18 protein-coding genes and 1 pseudogene are annotated in these 16913 nt (G+C 58.9%); 9 read left to right on the top strand and 10 right to left on the bottom strand.

Going from position 1 to position 16913, the window contains the following annotated elements:
* Positions 1-57: 57 nt before the first annotated feature.
* Entirely contained in the window at positions 58-402 is a 345-nt protein-coding gene (locus AB5Y85_RS10420) for a GIY-YIG nuclease family protein (RefSeq protein WP_236399225.1), read from the bottom strand.
* Between the two features lie 44 nt (positions 403-446).
* Here AB5Y85_RS10420 and AB5Y85_RS10415 point away from each other — a divergent pair, with 44 nt between their 5' ends.
* A complete protein-coding gene (locus AB5Y85_RS10415; protein WP_069526910.1) occupies positions 447-1181 on the top strand; it encodes an ABC transporter substrate-binding protein in 735 nt (244 codons plus the stop codon).
* Here the strand turns inward: AB5Y85_RS10415 and rarD are convergent.
* Entirely contained in the window at positions 1163-2053 is an 891-nt protein-coding gene (gene rarD, locus AB5Y85_RS10410) for an EamA family transporter RarD (RefSeq protein ID WP_042052465.1), read from the bottom strand. The genes AB5Y85_RS10415 and rarD overlap by 19 nt on opposite strands.
* 99 nt (positions 2054-2152) lie before the next feature.
* Here rarD and AB5Y85_RS10405 point away from each other — a divergent pair, with 99 nt between their 5' ends.
* Positions 2153-2740 carry a uracil-DNA glycosylase family protein gene (locus tag AB5Y85_RS10405; protein WP_368221370.1) on the top strand — a complete coding sequence of 196 codons (588 nt, stop codon included), beginning with the start codon at positions 2153-2155 and terminating at the stop codon, positions 2738-2740.
* A 3-nt stretch (positions 2741-2743) separates the two neighbouring features.
* Here the strand turns inward: AB5Y85_RS10405 and AB5Y85_RS10400 are convergent, their stop codons facing one another.
* Entirely contained in the window at positions 2744-3601 is an 858-nt protein-coding gene (locus AB5Y85_RS10400) for a DMT family transporter (RefSeq protein ID WP_368221368.1), read from the bottom strand.
* A 91-nt stretch (positions 3602-3692) separates the two neighbouring features.
* Between AB5Y85_RS10400 and AB5Y85_RS10395 the strand changes: the two genes are divergently transcribed.
* Positions 3693-4583 (top strand): LysR substrate-binding domain-containing protein, encoded by an 891-nt coding sequence (locus tag AB5Y85_RS10395; protein ID WP_042052463.1) that lies wholly within the window; start codon positions 3693-3695, stop codon positions 4581-4583.
* A 9-nt stretch (positions 4584-4592) separates the two neighbouring features.
* Here the strand turns inward: AB5Y85_RS10395 and znuB are convergent, their stop codons facing one another.
* Together znuB and znuC are read right to left on the bottom strand one after the other, a co-directional pair.
* Complete coding sequence (znuB, locus tag AB5Y85_RS10390; protein WP_368221367.1) at positions 4593-5372, bottom strand: zinc ABC transporter permease subunit ZnuB; 780 nt, start codon at positions 5370-5372, stop codon at positions 4593-4595.
* Between the two features lie 21 nt (positions 5373-5393).
* Complete coding sequence (gene znuC / locus AB5Y85_RS10385) at positions 5394-6170, bottom strand: zinc ABC transporter ATP-binding protein ZnuC (protein WP_158109133.1); 777 nt, start codon at positions 6168-6170, stop codon at positions 5394-5396.
* A 93-nt stretch (positions 6171-6263) separates the two neighbouring features.
* On the opposite strand from znuC, the gene znuA reads away from it, so the two are divergent.
* Positions 6264-7196, top strand: coding sequence for a zinc ABC transporter substrate-binding protein ZnuA (znuA, locus tag AB5Y85_RS10380; protein ID WP_368221365.1), 933 nt, complete (start codon positions 6264-6266; stop codon positions 7194-7196).
* 67 nt (positions 7197-7263) lie between these two features.
* Positions 7264-7938 (top strand): transglutaminase-like cysteine peptidase, encoded by a 675-nt coding sequence (locus AB5Y85_RS10375; protein ID WP_005335848.1) that lies wholly within the window; start codon positions 7264-7266, stop codon positions 7936-7938.
* Here AB5Y85_RS10375 and AB5Y85_RS10370 read toward each other — a convergent pair.
* Positions 7933-8874, bottom strand: a complete 942-nt coding sequence (locus AB5Y85_RS10370) for a TAXI family TRAP transporter solute-binding subunit (RefSeq protein ID WP_257686900.1) — start codon at positions 8872-8874, stop codon at positions 7933-7935. The two genes, AB5Y85_RS10375 and AB5Y85_RS10370, sit on opposite strands and share 6 nt — an antisense overlap.
* Positions 8871-10169, bottom strand: a complete 1299-nt coding sequence (locus tag AB5Y85_RS10365) for a LapD/MoxY N-terminal periplasmic domain-containing protein (RefSeq protein ID WP_257686901.1) — start codon at positions 10167-10169, stop codon at positions 8871-8873. Before AB5Y85_RS10365 ends, AB5Y85_RS10370 begins: the two co-directional genes overlap by 4 nt.
* A gap of 260 nt (positions 10170-10429) precedes the next feature.
* Here AB5Y85_RS10365 and mepM point away from each other — a divergent pair, with 260 nt between their 5' ends.
* On the top strand, positions 10430-11767 hold the full coding sequence (gene mepM, locus AB5Y85_RS10360; RefSeq protein WP_257686902.1) for a murein DD-endopeptidase MepM: 1338 nt from the start codon (positions 10430-10432) through the stop codon (positions 11765-11767).
* Between the two features lie 71 nt (positions 11768-11838).
* Here the strand turns inward: mepM and AB5Y85_RS10355 are convergent, their stop codons facing one another.
* Positions 11839-12783, bottom strand: a complete 945-nt coding sequence (locus AB5Y85_RS10355; RefSeq protein ID WP_005363043.1) for a D-2-hydroxyacid dehydrogenase — start codon at positions 12781-12783, stop codon at positions 11839-11841.
* 162 nt (positions 12784-12945) lie between these two features.
* On the opposite strand from AB5Y85_RS10355, the gene AB5Y85_RS10350 reads away from it, so the two are divergent.
* A complete protein-coding gene (locus tag AB5Y85_RS10350) occupies positions 12946-13527 on the top strand; it encodes a YjaG family protein (RefSeq protein ID WP_005335839.1) in 582 nt (193 codons plus the stop codon).
* A 70-nt stretch (positions 13528-13597) separates the two neighbouring features.
* Here AB5Y85_RS10350 and AB5Y85_RS10345 read toward each other — a convergent pair whose 3' ends face one another.
* On the bottom strand, positions 13598-14077 hold the full coding sequence (locus AB5Y85_RS10345) for a MarR family winged helix-turn-helix transcriptional regulator (RefSeq protein WP_013723454.1): 480 nt from the start codon (positions 14075-14077) through the stop codon (positions 13598-13600).
* Positions 14078-14239: 162 nt separating this feature from the next.
* Between AB5Y85_RS10345 and AB5Y85_RS10340 the strand changes: the two genes are divergently transcribed.
* Together AB5Y85_RS10340 and AB5Y85_RS10335 are read left to right on the top strand one after the other, a co-directional pair.
* Positions 14240-14767: a hypothetical protein gene (locus AB5Y85_RS10340; protein ID WP_005335836.1), complete on the top strand. Its 528-nt coding sequence runs from the start codon at positions 14240-14242 to the stop codon at positions 14765-14767.
* Between the two features lie 9 nt (positions 14768-14776).
* On the top strand, positions 14777-16375 hold the full coding sequence (locus tag AB5Y85_RS10335; protein WP_257686903.1) for a BCCT family transporter: 1599 nt from the start codon (positions 14777-14779) through the stop codon (positions 16373-16375).
* A 118-nt stretch (positions 16376-16493) separates the two neighbouring features.
* Here AB5Y85_RS10335 and cca read toward each other — a convergent pair.
* A pseudogene (gene cca / locus AB5Y85_RS10330) lies at positions 16494-16913 on the bottom strand (multifunctional CCA tRNA nucleotidyl transferase/2'3'-cyclic phosphodiesterase/2'nucleotidase/phosphatase); the annotation flags it as partial.

Genomic DNA, 16913 nt, shown 5'->3' with positions numbered 1-16913 from the left:
CTCCCTGATTTCCCCTTTCCGGCCACTCATCGAGTGGCCTTTTTTTGCCTGCATCCCTTAAGGTCGGGTCGTTTCGGGTAACCACTGGGGGCTCCAGCTCTGCCAGAGTGCCGGGCTGTGGATCAGCTGCTCCTTGAAGGATTTCGGCTGCCGCTTGAGGCGATATTCGATGCGCAGGGCTGCCCCCTTCTCGCCGACTTCCTGTTGCCACGCCAGCGTCAGTGGCCCCTTGCCGCGCAGGGCGCGAGCGCCCTTGCCACTCTGGTGCTGGCGCAGGCGGCGCAGCGGATCCGTGCTGATCCCGGTATAGAGCAGGCCGGTGGCGGTACGCACCATATAGACAGACCAGCGGGAAGGGGCGGATGGTTGCGGCGCTGGAGTGGTGGTCGCGGGTTCTCTCATTCAAATTCTCTGTGCCAAACTCAGAGGCAACTCAAGGAGGTGCGATGAGAGTCTGGTTTTGGTTGTGGTTACTGTTGTCGGTCCCGGCTCTGGGGGAGACGATCCGTCTCTACGATTACCATCAGCATCCCCCCTTCAACACCGGAGTGGATGCAGGGCTGAGCCGCGAGCTGGTCAAGTATCTCAATGAAAAGCTGGGGGGTGAACCCAGAATCGAGCTCTGGCTGGTCAATCGCGCCCGACTGGCGCTGGAGATGGCAGATCCCGACTTTGACGGTCTGGTAGTCTGGGTCAATCCCGCCTGGGTGGGGGATCCCCATCGCGAGCGCTATCTCTGGACCTTTCCGGTGATGCGCGACACCAACGAGCTGGTCTCGAACATTTACAACCCGGTCACCTATCGCGGGCCTGACTCCCTAAAGGGGCTGGTGTTTGGTGGGGTGGAGGGCTACCGCTATCAGGGGATCGATGATGCGGCTGGCCGCGGGGAGCTGGTGCGTCAGGATGCCAAGAAGGTGAAGACCAACCTCGAGCTGCTGGTGCGCGGCCGCATTGATGTGACGCTGGTCAGTGGTTCATCGCTGGGCTTTTTCATCGACGCACAGCACTATCAGGGAAAGCTGTTTATCTCGCCCTTCCCCCAATCCAGCTATACCCGCCATATCCTGCTTCCCAAATCCCGTCCCGAGCTGCATGCCACCCTCAACGACATCGCCGAGCAGATGGACAGAGATCCCCGCTGGCACAAGGTGTTGGAGTCCTATCGCGGTACGCCCTGAGGGCGGCGCTTGAGCCGGTGCAGCGGTAACAGGCTCACCAGCAGACCAGCCCAGACAAAGGCGAAACCGACAGCCTTGATGGGGTCCGGCGCCTCACCAAACCAGTAGATGGCGAGCAGGAAGGCGAGGCTGGGCTCGATATATTGCAGCAGTCCCACCGTGCTCATCCGGGTTCTCGCCACCGCGTAGCAGAACAGCCCCACCGGCAGCAGAGTAGCGGGCGCACTGCCCATCAGCAGCAGCTTGTCGGCCAGATCCCCGTTCACGAATGCCCCTTCCCCGTGCCATGCCAGCGTGCCGATGATGATCAGCGCGACGGGCAGTTGCACCATGGCTTCCAGATAGAGGCTGGTGCCGGTGTCGTAGTGGATTTTCTTCTTGATAAGGCCATAGCAGGCGAAGTTGGCCCCCATGATGAGGGAGAACCAGGGGAGCTGGCCGTAGCAGAAGAGCATGTAGGCGAGACCCGCCAGTGCCAGAGCGACTGCCAGATGCTTTTGCGGGGTGAGCCGCTCTTTGAGGAAGATGACGGCGAATACGATATTGAACAGCGGGGTCATAAAGAAGGCGAGGCTGGTGGTCAGCACCTGCCCGGTAGTGAGGCACCAGGTGAACATGCACCAGCTGATGGACATCACGGGGCCCGCCAGCAGAATGAGGCCGAGCTGGCGCGGCTCGCTGCGCAGTTGTGCCCAGGGCACCTTGTGGCCAAGCAGCAAAAACAGGGCACCCAGCAGCACCACAGACCAGAGCACCCGGTGGGAGATCAGCTCCCACATGTTGACCTCGGGCATGAATTGATAATAGAGCGGCAGCATCCCCCACAGGATGAAGGAGAGGGTCGCGGTGCCGGTACCTAGCCAGTTTTTCATTATTATCCGTTTATTAAATTAAACACTCATGGCGATAGTAGGGCGCGCGCCCTGTTTCCACAAGAGGGAAAACAGGGAAATGCTGGTACTATCAACGTCATGCAGCGAATCGATAAGTTGTTTGAGCAAATCAGGGCCTGCCGTCTGTGCGAGGCTCATCTGCCGCTGGGGCCTCGTCCGGTGATCCGCGGGGCCGAGAGTGCCCGCCTGCTGATCATCGGTCAGGCGCCCGGCACCCGGGTGCATGCCAGTGGTATCCCGTGGGATGACCCCTCCGGTGACAGGCTGCGCCAGTGGCTCAGTGTCGATAAGGCCACCTTTTACGACGAATCCCGCATCGCCATCATGCCGATGGGGCTCTGCTATCCCGGCAGGGGAAAATCCGGCGATCTGCCACCGCGCCCCGAATGTGCGCCCACCTGGCACGACAAGGTATTGATGCTGTTGCCCAATATCGAACTGACCCTGCTGATCGGCCAGTATGCACAGGCCTACTACCTGCGGGGGGCGGCCAAGGGGTCGCTCACCGAAACGGTGCGCAACTTGGCCGATTATGGCCCCGGCTGGCTGCCGTTGCCGCATCCCTCCCCGCGCAACACCCTCTGGCTCAGGAAGAATCCCTGGTTCGAGCAGGAGATCGTCCCCCATCTGCAGCAAAGGGTCGCCCCGCTTCTGGGGAGACCCTGAGTATTAGAGCGCTGGCTCGGCCAGCGGTTTTGGCTTGCTGCGCGCCATGGCGATGAGCGGCAGGACGATGCAGATACAGCCCAGCAGCAGCGGCAGGCCCGGTTGCTCGTCAAACAGCCACACCCCGATGGCCACCGCCATCAGCAGACCGGTGTACTCCGCCGAGGCGATCTTGCTCGCCTCCGCCTTGCGATAGGCCACCACGCACAATCCCGCATAGACCATGATCAGCGCCGAAGAACCGAAGGCGGGCCACCACATCTGCCACTGCCAGTCGCCCCCTTCCCACAATGCCAGCACCAGGATAAAGGGCATGCTCAGCACGTTGGTGAAAAACAGGGTCTGGGCGATGGGCTGCTTGAGCGGGATCCGCTTGATCAACAGGTTGTTGAGCGCCATGGAGAGCGCCACCCCGAGCGCCGCCAGCGCGGCCCAGTTCACTTCGGTCGGGCGCAGCACGATCAGTACCCCGATAAAGCCGATCAGCGCGGTCAGTACCTTCTGGCGCGAGATCGCTTCCCCCGCCATCCACACCGCCAGCGGCACCATCATCAGGGGGGCGGCATAGAAGAGGGCATTGGCAGTGGCGAGCGGCAAGCGGGTGAGTGCCACCACCATCAGGCAGACGCCGACCGCCCAAATATGGGCCCGCAGCAGGTGCCACTTGATGGCCACCGGCGGGTTGCGGCGCCATGACCAGAGCAGCCAGGGCATCAGCAGAATGGCGGCCGAGAGCTGGCGGAAAAAGACAAACTGGAAGATGGGCTGATCTGGCTCCAGCACCTTTACCAGCGCATCGGAAAAGACCGCCACCATATTGCCCAGCACCAGATAAAGGATGCCGATCCCTACTGCATTCATACCACCTCCCACTTCAGATGAGCGGAGGGTAGCGTGCCGGTTGATATCCAGTAAAATGATAAAAAATGACCACTCATGAGATATTTAGATAATGAAGCTTCCTCCCCTGCGTGCGGTGCAATATTTCGAGGTGGTGGCCCGGCTGCTCAGCTTCTCCCGCGCCGCCCTTGAACTGAACGTCAGCCAGAGTGCGGTCAGCCACCAGATCCGCCTGCTGGAAGATTTTCTGGGTGAGCGCTTGCTGCTGCGTCAGGGGCGGTTGCTCTCGTTGACACCCCAGGGGGAGAGCTACTTCGAAGGGATTGCCGCCGGGCTCAGCCAGATTGCCCAGAGCAGCGAACAGTTGCGCGGGGGCGGCGAGATGCGAGTCCGGCTCGCAGTCTACAGCTCATTTGCGGTGAAGTGGCTGATCCCGCGGTTGGCCGGATTGCGCCAACTCTACCCCGAGTTGGATTTGAGTCTGGAGATGGTGGCGGAGGATCCCGAACTCTCCGATCGGGTGGCGGATTGCTTTATCACCGTCTCACCCCACGGACGGGGCTACTGTCACGATCTTATCTATCAGGAACGGCTCTTTCCGGTCTGTAGTCGCCGTCTGTTGCAGCAGATCAGCGGGGAGTGGCCCGAGGCCATCTGGCAGTTGCCGCTGCTCTCGGTGCAGTCCATTTACAAGGCGCGGGGGGAGGACTGGCAGCGCTGGGCCAAGGCTGGTGGCTTGGTGATCCCTGACGAGGCGCGAATGCACCATTTCAGCCATGTGCTGCTGGCGATGGAGGCGGCAGCCTGGGATCAGGGGGTGGCGTTCGTGAATGACTACATGCTGCGGCCCGATGATCCCCAGCTGGTGGCCTTGCCGGTACACCAGCTGGAGACGGGCGATGCCTTCTACTTTACCTGCAAGCGCTCGCGGGCCCATGAGCCCGCTATCAGCCGGTTGCGCCAGTGGCTGATGATGGAGACACGCCAGAGCATGCCGCTCTAGCCTGCACCGTTACGCTCTCTTGAACTGGCTCAGCACAAACAGGCTGGTGGCGCAGACGACGACCGAAGGCCCTGCCGGGGTGTCCTGATACCAGGAGAGGGTCAATCCACCCAGCACGGCGAGGCAGCCGATCAGCGCGGCAAAGCCTGCCATCTGCTCCGGCGTCTGGCTGAAGCGGCGGGCGGTGGCGGCGGGAATGATCAGCAGGGAGGTGATGATCAGCGCCCCGACAAACTTCATCGCTACGGCGATCACCAGCCCGATCAGCAGCATCAGCACGCAGCGCAGCACATCGACCCGGATCCCCTCTACCCGTGCCAGCTCTTCCGAGATGGTCATGGAGAGCAGGGGATCCCACAGTCGCCACAGGGTGAGCAGCACCAGCGCGCCACCGCCGTAGATCCAGAGCAGATCCATCGGTTGTACCGAGAGCAGGTCGCCAAACAGGTAGGCCATCAGATCCACCCGCACGTTATCCATAAAACTCAAGGTAACCAGACCGAGGGACAGGGCGCTGTGGGCCAGAATGCCGAGCAGGGTATCAGTTGCCACCTGCTGGTTGCGACTCATGATCACCAGCAGCATCGCCATGGCGAGGCAGCAGACCACCACCGCCAGGGTGAGATCGAGCTGCAGCAGGATGCCCAGCGCGATACCGAACAGGCAGGCGTGGGAGAGGGTGTCGCCAAAATAGGCCATTTTGCGCCATACCACGAAGCTGCCGAGGGGGCCGGCCAGCAGGGCGATGCCGAGGCCGGCTGCGAGGGCGTATAACAGAAAGCTGTCCACTTGAATGTCCTGTTGCTTGCGCTATTTGCTGTGAGCGTTGTTGCGAGAGGGCAGGCGGATGACGGGGGCCTGCGGTTCATGATGATGGTGTTCGCCATCGCAGTGGTGGTGGTGGGTATAGACCGCCAGCACCTCCTGCTCCGGTCGCCCGAACAGACGGGCAAATTCGGGGTGGCGGGCCACGCTTTCCGGCTCGCCATGACAGCAGACGTGGCGATTGAGGCAGATCACCTCGTGGGTGCTGGCCATCACCAGATGCAGGTCGTGGGAGACCATCAGCACGGCGCAGTTGAATTCGGCGGCGAGCTTGCCGATGAGGGCGTAGAGCTCGATCTGACCGTTGATATCCACACCCTGCACCGGTTCATCCAGCACCAGCAGCTCGGGCTTGACCAGCAGAGCGCGGGCCAGCAGTACCCGCTGCATCTCGCCGCCGGAGAGCTTCTGCATCCGGTTTTCCAGCAATCCCTCTGCGCCCACCCGAGTTAGCGCCTCCTCGATGGAGAGGCGGCTATTTTTGCCCAGTTGCAGGAAGCGACGCACCGTCAGCGGCAAGGTGGGATCCAGATAGAGGCGCTGGGGCACATAGCCGACTCTCAGGTCGCGGCTGCGGGTGATCTTGCCCGAGTCCGGGGTGAGCAGACCCAGCACCAGCTTGCTCAGGGTGCTCTTGCCCGCCCCGTTGGGGCCGACGAGCGTGGTGATTTTGCCTTTATTGAGGGTAAAGGAGACCTTGTCGAGCACAGAGCGTCCATCAAACGAGAGAGAGACCTCTTTCAGCTCTACCAGTTGGCTCATGACAACTCCGGGGTTTACAGCTAGTGAGAGTTATAATATAACAAAAAGCGGCTGTTATATTATCACATACTCACCCCCTGACGAGATTCACCAATGAGAATTATTGCGCTTTTCACTGCCCTGCTGGCGGTGAGTTTGCCTGTTCGTGCCATTGAGGTACTGACCACCATCAAGCCCCTTGGCTTCATCGCCGCGGCGATCACTGACGGGGTGAGCGAGCCCAAGGTATTGCTGCCGACCGGTGCCTCTCCCCACGATTTCTCCCTGCGTCCGTCCGATATTCGCAGCATCAACAGTGCCGATCTGGTGGTGTGGGTTGGCCCCGAGCTGGAAGGGTTTATGGCCAAGCCGCTGGCCAATCATCCCCATGCTTTGGCCCTGACTCAGGTTGAGGGAATGCCGCTGTTCAACTACGCGACTCAGGATAGTCATGATTCCCATGACCATGATGATCACGATCATGCCGCCCACGAGCACGGTGACCATGATGAAGGGCATGAGGGGCATCATCACGAAGGGGTCGATCCCCATATCTGGCTTGGCCCGACGCAGGCCAAAGTGATTGCCAAGGCGATCGCAAGTGAATTGGGCAAGCTGGATCCGGCCAATCAGGCTCGCTATGACGCCAACCTCGCGGCATTTGATACTGAGGTGGATGCCAAAGACAAGGTGATTGCCGGCCAGATGAAGGCAGTGAATGAGAAGGGGTACTTTGTCTTCCACGAGGCGTATGGCTACTGGGAGCGCCACTACGGCATGAGTTCAAAGGGTCACTTTACCGTGAGCCCTGAGCGTCGCCCGGGCGCCAAGACCCTGGTGGATATCCGCAAGGCACTGGAAGAGAAGCAGGCGAGCTGCATTTATGCCGAGCCGCAATTCTCACCGGCTGTGATCGAATCGGTGGCACGCAATACTGGCGCCAAGGTGCTGTTGCTGGATGAGGTGGGTGAACTGGTGCCACTCGGCCCGGATGGTTATCCCCAATTCATGCAGCAACTGGCAGACGCATTTGCCCAATGTCGCTGATCAGCGGCTGAGCCTCTCATCCGGAGGGGCTATACTGACCTCCAGCATCTGACATGGAGTGTCCGGTATGAAATGGTTGTTGATCCCGGCTTGCACGTTGGCGCTATGTTGCGCCAACGTGCAGGCTTCGCGTCTTTCTGAATATATTGCCAGTCCGGATCTGCGGGCCAAGCTGCAGGAAGTGTATGGTGGCCGGGCCATCCAGCGGGCCGAGGCATTTTCTCGCTTGCTCACCCCCAGAGCGGGTACAACCGACCAGCAGAAGATCGAGCTGGTGAACAACTACTTCAACAATCTCACCTACAGTGAAGACCCCAAGCTGTGGGGTGATGAGGATTACTGGGCCAATCCGCTGGAGTTCATCGGTGCCCGGGGTGGGGATTGCGAGGACTATAGCATCTCCAAATACTACACCCTGATGGAGCTGGGGGTGGATGAGAAGAAGCTGCGACTGGCCTACGTCAAGGCGGTGCGTTACAACCAGTTCCACATGGTGACGCTCTACTTCCCGACACCCAAGGCTGACCCACTGGTGCTCGACAACATCAACAGCCGGATCCTGCCGGGCAGCAAGCGTACCGATCTCATTCCCGTTTACAGTTTCGATGCCAAAAGCATCTGGATCATGAAGTCACGGCGGGAAGGGACGCTGGCGGGGAGTGCCGATCGGTTGGCGCAGTGGACATCGATGAAGACCCGTTTCTCCAGCGAGCAACTGCGCTCTCCTCGTCGTCAGTTATAGCTTGCCCGCCGCCTTCAACTCATCGAAGTATTTCGCCGCGCCCGGATGCTGTTCAATGCTCAGCACTGGGCCGGTTTTATTGCGTGCCCGGTGAAACATATTGGCGTAGCCATAAGTCTGCTCATTGAACTTGGTTTGCTGGGTCAGCATGGCCTTGGTCAGACGATAGACAGACTCTTCCGGCATGGTGGCATTGGTAACCAGGGTGGCGGCAATGGCAAAGGTGGGCGTCGCCTTCAGATTGCCGGGGTAGATGCGGGCAGGCACCTGACTGCGTTGGTAATATTTGACCCCCTTGAGTAGCTGATCCCGGGTGGCCCCATCGATGGGGAGGAAACTGACCGCGCAACGTTTGGCGGTGTCGAGCACAATCCGGTTAGGGTGTCCCATCACCAGTGCAAATGCGTCGATCTGCTTGCTGCAGAGCGCATCCGGCAGGTTGGCCATGCTCTTCAGATCGAGATCCTGCTCTTTTGCTCCCAAGATGTTGAACAGGGTCAGCGCCGTTTGGCGGGTTCCCGAGTTCTTCAACCCCATGTCGATGGGGGCGAGCTTGAGCTGTTCCAGTGAAGTGATATCGCCATCGGCACGGATCACTATGGTGAAGGGCTCGGCATGGGTGGCAAACAGGGCGCGCAGCTCAGGTTGCGGCTGCGTGGCAAAAGGGCCCAAGCCCTGGCTTGCCTGATATAGCCAGTCTGACTGCACCATGGCGTAGGCGGTCTCGCCACTCTTCAGCCGCTTCAGGTTTTCTATTGAACCCGATGAGCTCTGCAATGTGCACGCAAGTTGCTCATCGACCTCATGGGCCAGACGGCAAAACTCTTTGGTTATCTGGTGATAAATCCCCTGATCACCCCCGGTGGTGATAGTGACGGTTTCAGCCATCAGGCCGGATTGCCACAGCAGGGGCAACAGCATGGCGAGCTTCTTCATGATTGCGTCTCCTTGGCATAACCATCGATACCCCAGGTCCGCAGTTTGTCGATGTCGCGGCATTCTCCCGATTCTGCCAGCAGGGTATAGCCAGCGGCATGCATGGTTTGGGAGAGCAGATTCCAGTAGAGCGGCGCATCGGTCAGCTGACAGCTGATAAAAATGGGATTGAGCGGGTCAAGTTGATTAAAGGTATCCGCATTGAGGGGAATGGCGCTGAAGGCGAGCTCACACCCCTGTTCCTGCAACGCGGCCAAGGTAGACTGGCCGTGGGTGGGGAATGTGGCTACATCCCAGCGCCAATCCAGTGTTTTTCCTCGACCCTGGCTTAGCAGAGGGGCGATCTCGGACCATTGCGGGTGATTGAGCAGGGAGAGGGGCAGCAAGACCCCTTCTATATGAGAGTGCTGCCACTGTTGCAGGGCGCTCTGGATGGTTGCGAGATCGCTGTCGGCACCGAGGGGCTGACTGGGCAAGAAACGCTGATAGAGCGCGATCTCCCCTTGTGTGGAGACAAATTTTTGCAGTTGCCCGCCTTCCGGCAGTGGGCTCACTCCTTGCAGCGGCTGTGGGGTCGTCAGTGGCAGCTGTTTTCCCAGCTGGGTGATCTTGAGTCGTTGTTGCAGCAGATCCCGTTTGCGTTCGGAAACCAATTGGTTGATGGAAAGTGCCACTTCTTTGAGGTCTTGCAACCAGGGAGTGGGCAGGGTGCTGTTGAACTGGTGTGTGCGGATGCGGATCAGCTGCAGGTTGATCTGCTCCAGGGGCTGCAGCAGGCGTTTGCAGACCAGAGAGATGATCAGGGTAAATACGACGAGGCCCACCAGCAGCGCCAGACCGGTGCGACTGATGGCATTCCACAGATGCTGATAGGCGTAGCCGCTATGCCCCTCAAGGGTCAGAGTGCCCAGCATGCGCCAGCCATCGGTCAACTCTTGCTCAATCTTGACGGGGGGCATGCCGATAACCGAGGGAAGCCAGCCGGGGACATTTTGCTGGGTAGAGTGGAAGACCTTCTGAAACAGCAACTGGCCATCAGGATCGATCAGGGTGACCGAGCTGACGAAGCCGCCATCGAACATGGCATTGACTATGGTCTCGGCCAGCACATTGTCGTCATTAAGCAGGGTTCCTTGCAGCACCAGCCCGAGAGCGGTGATGGCGGTTTCCAGGTTGGCTGACATCTGGTCGAGGATGGATTGGCGGACCGTCGTGACTTCCAGTGCAAGCAGCAGCGCTGCACCGATCAGGAACAGGACGACAATTATTCTGATTAACAGTTTTGCTAACGACATACCCACTCCATGGAAAAGTTATCGCAACATTTCAGGTTTCTATTCAGTATCGAATCCGACCCGGTTCTTAAAAATAGGAAAAAATGGTTAAAAAAGACGATCATTTCTGCCCATCCGGGCGGGTTATGCATAAAATGTGAGGTTCATGCAGATTGTGATGAACTATTTGTAACTATTTGTGTCCAACAAACAGTTTTATACGGTTTTGTCACAACTGACATCGCAACTCACACTCTTTAGATCTAAATACAGGATAGCGGATGAAACGTCTCCGTCCCTTGGTAGTACAGGCTGCCAATTGGGAACCACCGGTTCCCCGCAAACACTTTTACGCCATGCTGATGCTGACGGCCATGACCCTGTCAGCAGTGGCATTATTGCCAGCTCCGGGTGACATCCTAGAGCGGCCGCTGCGTCTTGAGTTGCCCATTGATACCGCAGGTACGGCAACCAACGAAAACAACACCGACTTTAACGAAATCCCCGATCACGAACTGGTTGATCAGAGTGCGCCGGATGACGACATCCCGGTCGACACCACCCCCCAGTGGCAGGATTACCGGGTCCGCAACGGCGAAAATCTGACCGCCATTTTTAACAATCTCGGTCTCTCCACCACCACCCTCTACAAGGTGCTGGACGCGGACAACAAGAATTATCTGGCGCGCCTCAAGCCGGGCCAGAATATCGAGCTGCTGATCGATCAGGACAACATCCTGCAGCAACTTAAAATCCGCCTGAACATCAAGCAGACGCTGGTGATGACGCGCAGCGACGATGCCTATACCGCCTCCATGATCAATGAGAAGGTCGAGTGGCAACCGCAGCGTTACAACGGCGTGATCAACGGCAGCTTCTATGTCAGTGCCCGCAATGCGGGGATTCCGGCCAACCATATCCAGAAAATTGCCAACCTGTTCCAGTGGCGAATGAATTTCGCCAAGGATTTGCAGAAGGGCGACAAGTTCAAAGTGCTGGTACGCCAGGAGACGGTGGAAGGCAAGAGCACTGGCAACAGCCAGCTGCTGGGTGTGGAAGTGACCAGCCAGGGCAAGACGGTGTCGGCCTGGCTCTCCGATGACGGCAACTATTACGACGGTCAGGGCAACAGTCTGGAGCGCGGATTCCGCCGCTACCCGACCCACAGCCGCTATCGGATCAGCTCCAACTTCAACCCAGCGCGCAAACATCCGGTAACCGGTATGGTGCGTCCTCACGAGGGCACCGACTTCGCAGTGCCGGTGGGCACGCCAGTGCTGGCGACCGGTGATGGTATCGTCCAGAAGGCAACCAGCCACCCGCTGGCGGGTACCTATATCGTCATCAAGCATGGCCGTACTCTCTCTACCCGTTATCTGCACCTGAGCAAGCTGCTGGTCAAAACCGGTCAGCGAGTGAAGATGGGCGACAAGATCGGCCTCTCCGGCAACACAGGTCGCTCGACCGGTGCTCACCTGCACTACGAGCTGCGGATCAACAACCGCCCGGTCAATGCCATGACTGCCAAGCTGCCGATGGCTGAACCGCTCAGCGGCAAGGAGCGTCGTCAGTTCCTTGCCAAGGTGAAGAGCTACCGCAAGGAGTTGGCTGCGGGTTGATACCTGTCGTCACAGCCTGAAATGAAAGGCCCCGCCAGATTGACGGGGCCTTTTTACATGCGCCGTGAGGGTCAGTAACCCTTGTCGAAGTCGATCTTGCCATCCAGTGGCTGGCCATCGATAAAGCGGATGTAGTTGCGCACAAAGATCTGGGCCACATCATCCGGGAAGCTGTAGGCGCTGTTGTGGGGGGTGACGATGAGGTTGGGTTGGCCCCACAGTGGACTGTCGGCAGGCAGCGGCTCCTGCTCGAACACATCCAGCACCGCCATCGCCAGCTTGCCGGTACGCAGTGCGGTGAGCAGATCGCCCGAGTGCACGGCGCTGCCACGACCGACGTTGAACAGGATGGCGCCCGGTTTGCAGTGTTCGAAGCGGGCGGCATTGAACAGATGACGGGTATCGCGGGTGGCTGGCAGCACGCTGACGATGACATCGGCCTGCGCCAGCATCTTGTTGAGCGCAGGTAGCTGATAAACCTGATCAAACCCGGCTCGCTCCCGACCGCTGCGGCTGATGCCCAGCACCTTCATGCCAAAATGTTTGCCGGTGTGGGCAATATGCTGGCCAATGCTGCCGGTCCCCAGGATCAGCATGGTGCGCCCCTTGAGGCCCTGATAGGGGTGACTCTGCCACAGCCGCTGTTTCTGCTGCTCCCGATAAAGGGGAATTTGGCGCATCAGGCTGAGCAGATGACCAAAGACATACTCGCTCATCAGCGGGCCGAAGATGCCGCGCACATTGGTGAGCTGGTAGTCGCGGCGACTGTCAGGGTCGAGCAGCACATCGACTCCCGCATAGGTGGACTGGAACCAGCTCAGCTTGTTGGCTTTGGGCAGCAGCGGTTTGGCACGGGCCGGTTCGGCCATCAGAATATGGGCTTCGCCGATCAGCTTCTCGGCATCGCTCTGGTTATCGGCTCGCAGAATGCGCAGATGGGGGAGATTGGCGGCCTTGAGCAGCCGTTCGTAGTGAGCATTATCCTGGCTGAGCAAAAGAAGGGTACGTTGGCTCATACTCTTGTTCCTTATCAGAATTTGCGGCGCAACAAGATGCCGCTCTCGACCCATCTTACCTGACTTCATATCGCAACATAGCCGACCAGGGCGCTTTTTCGTTTTCGCCGCGCGCCTCGTGGGCTACAATCTGCCCCACATTTTGCAAAGGATCCGACTCCAGTGTTTGGTGACAAGTTTTATAAGCGACTGGCCGAGCTACAGCCTTGGCAACAGACCGTCTACACCCTGGCGCTGGCAGAGCGCATGTACCCCAACTATGCCCTGTTCTGTCAGGCCTCCGGTTTTGGCAATGCTGGCGCTTTCCGGCATGCGCTGGATCAGATGTGGGTCTACCTCACCGTCAAGGGATCCCGGGTCAATCTGGGTGCCATTCTCGAAGAGTTCGAGTCTCACATTCCGGATCCCCGCAAGTTTGAATCCTACGGTGCCTATCCGGCGCTTGATGCCTGTGTTGCGCTGGGCTGCGCCTATAACTCGGTGATCTGCCGGGTCGGCGAAGAGGCCAACGATGCCAGTCATGCGTCAGTCGGTACCGTGGCCGGTTTTATCGAGCTGCTGGAAGAGCGGGATCTGACCGAAGAGGAGCTCTACGAGCACGAGTACATGGAAGCTGAGCTGGAGTTCCAGGTTGAACTGCTCAAGCGGGTTGCTCATGAGCGCGACAGCGATCGTATTCTGGCCATCAGAGTATTCGCCTCTCAGGATGGTGTCTCCAATATCGGGATCAGCCTGGAAGAGTAATTCTCTGCGGCCCCTGATCGAAAAAGCTCCCGTTCGGGAGCTTTTTTTATGCCTGAAATTGTGCAACTGCTTATGCCTGCTCTTCGGTGAGGGGTCTGACGCTCAGCACCGGGGCGGCATCGATTTCGTCTGCATTCATCATGGAGGAGATGCGTTGCAGGGAAGAGAGCAGCAGCGTCTGCTCCCACGCTTCCAGTGCCTGAAAACGCTGGATGAAGCGCTCTTGCAGCGGGGTCGGGGCCTGAGCCAGCAGGGCGCGGCCTGCGTCAGTCAGTGTCGCGTGAACCTTGCGCTTGTCGGTATTGCTGCGAACGCGCTGCACCAGTTGGCGGCTCTCCAATCGGTCCATGATGGTGGTGGCGGTGGCCTGGCTCATGTTGGTGTGATCGGCCAGCTGGCGCATGGAGATCTGTCCCAGCTCGTCGATCCCTTTGAGCAGCAAGAGTTGCGGGGAGGTGAGCCCGGCTTCTTTGATCAAGCGCCTGGAGTGCATGTCGATGGCACGAATAATCTGGCGCAGGGCGACCAGCACTTCATCATGTTTTTCCATGGGGTGTGCGTCATTGGAGGGCTATGGAGAGGGGCAAAATTTTCCGCCTAATTCGTCACAAGGTCAATATGGTTTTTGCTGTAATGATTTCTGCTCTAACTAATTTTGTGTTAGGTTGACGGGCATTTCACGGATTCACCCTGACATTTGAGGAGCGAAATGATGAATGACGAGCTGGATATCAAGTCTCTGGTGGCCGAGTTACGTGTGGTCAGAGTGCGCTATGAACTGCCGGATACCTCGGCTTTCGTGCGCTATCAGCCTGCCTATGATGAAGACCCCAACAACCTCAAGGTACACCACTATGATGGTGAGTTACCCCTCTCTTGCAGTGAGACAGGTACTTTCAACCTAAAGGAGTTGGTGAATGAATTGCGCTACGCCTATGTGCTGGTGCACCTCTTTCCTGACGAAAGTGCCATGAACTTCTATCTGACCGGCCTCGATACCGGCCTGGCCCAGCTGGAGTTCATCGGTGGCTCTTACGACTTCAATCGCCTCTGGATCACCAGCGGTATCTCCAATCTGGGCGTCCCCATGGCCATCTTCCTTGGCAAGCGTCACGCCGTGAATGGCCAGCCCTCGGTCTCGCTGGTGGATCACCGCGAACAAGCAGCTGGCAAACTGGTCTATCGCGCCATAGGCGGTGCCGGTGATCATGTGGGCGAAGACTTTTTCAACAACGACTAAGGAGGCTGGATGCGAGCAAGCAAAGGGCTATTGAAAGGCCTCAACCCGACCATGGCCATGACGGCCCTCACCGTGATCACCCTGTTTTTGCTGTTTGGCGTATTTGTTCCCGATACCGCGGCCGCCTGGTTTGTCGGTGCCAAGGATCAGATTATTGCCGGGTTCAAGTGGTACTACATTCTGGTGGTCGCCCTGTTCCTGTTCTTCGCTGTCTACCTGATGTTCAGCCGTTTTGGCAGCATCCGGCTGGGTGACGACGACCAGGTACCGGAGTTCGGCTACTTCGCCTGGTTCTCCATGCTCTTTAGCGCGGGCATGGGCATCGGTCTGGTGTTCTGGAGCATCGCCGAGCCGATGAACCATCTGCAGGGCAATCCGTTCATTACCGAAGGGATGACCCCGGAAGCGGCCCAGATCGCCATGCGCCTCACCTTTTTCCATTGGGGCCTGCACCCCTGGGCCATCTATGTGATCGTTGGCCTATCGCTGGCCTTTTTCAGTTATCGTCGCAAGTTGCCGCTGGCGATCCGCTCCGTGCTTTACCCCATCCTCGGTGAGCGCATCTACGGCTTCTGGGGCCATGCGGCCGATGTGCTGGCGGTGTTCGGCACCGTGTTCGGGGTGGCAACCTCCCTTGGTCTGGGGGTCTCCCAGATGAATACCGGCCTCAACCAGATGTTTGGTATGGCGGTGTCGCAGTCCAACCAGCTCTGGCTGATTGGCGGTATCAGCCTGATCGCCACTCTGTCGGCGGTCTCCGGGGTCGGGCGAGGGGTGAAGATCCTCTCCGAGCTCAATATCTGGCTGAGCGTCTTCGTACTTGCGCTCTTTCTGGTGTTGGGGCCGACCACCTATATCCTCAACGCCTATGTGCAGAATATCGGTGATTACCTGCAGAACATCGTCAAACTGAGCTTCTGGACCAACACCGAAGCCAACGGCACCTCGGCCTGGCAGTCGAGCTGGACGGCGTTTTACTGGGGCTGGTGGATTGCCTGGGCGCCGTTTGTCGGCATGTTTATCGCCCGCATTTCCAAGGGGCGTACTATCCGCGAGTTTGTGCTCGGTGTGCTGCTGGTACCCTCGCTGCTCGGCATGTTCTGGCTCACCGTGTTTGGCGGTACGGCGATGAATCTGGAGCTGTTCGGTGGTGGTGGCGTGGTCGCTGCGGTCAATCAGGATGTGACGCTGGCGCTTTACAAGACGGTGGAACTGCTGCACTGGGATACCTTCGGCTGGATCGCCAAGGTCGTGTTGACCCTGCTCATCTGCACCTACTTCATCACCTCCAGTGACTCGGGCACGCTGGTCATCACCACCCTGCTCTCCATCGGTGATCAGGAGCCGCCGGTACTGCACCGCGCCGTATGGGGTCTGGGGCAGGGGCTGGTTGCCGCTATCCTGCTGGTCTCTGGCGGCCTGGCAGCCTTGCAGGCAGCCAGCATCATAGCCGCGCTGCCGTTCTCGGTGATCATGCTGGCGATGTGCTATTCGCTGATGCTGGGGCTCAAGCAGGAGAGCCAGCGCCAGTTTGAGTATCGCCAGAATCTCAAGCGTCACGATGGCTCATCCCATATGAGCCTGATGGAGCGAATTGGTCCCGCATAACGGCACCAGCAGGGGTTAGCGCCCCCTCACATATCAATCTGGATGCAAAACGGCCGCCCTGGCGATGCTCTCCTTGCGGAGCTCATCATCAGGGCGGCCGTCTGTTATGGGGCCGAGGTTACTCCTCGATAAAGGTCCACTCATCCTTGACCCGGCTGATGGCATCAGTACGCTTTTTGGCCAGCTGCTCCTTGATCTCTTCTCCCTTGTAACCGGCCGCCACTATCTCTTTCACCGGCACCGCCTGGGCGGCAGCCAGCGCTTCGGCCACATAGTCCGGCTCGGCGTAGACCCGCTCCTCGAAACCGGTACGGCCATGGAAGTCGGCGCGGCAGGCATCCAGCAGCTGGGCAAAGCGCTCGGGGCGACGCCAGGCATCAGCCTTGTCGAACACCTTGAGCAGGGTGGCGGGCTTGAGCTCAAAGGCGATATGGATGTGGGTGTGCAGATCGCTCACCAGCAGCGCCAGATCCCGGCACTCGTTGGGAACCCGGAACCGCTCGCACAGGGCGCGAATAAGCGGCAGCCCCTTCTGGCC

Origin of the sequence: Aeromonas sp. R3-1, from assembly GCF_040908345.1 — a bacterium.
GTDB lineage: Bacteria > Pseudomonadota > Gammaproteobacteria > Enterobacterales > Aeromonadaceae > Aeromonas > Aeromonas veronii.
Note: the sequence above shows the minus strand (reverse complement) of the source record. Positions and strands in the feature narration are given on the sequence as shown.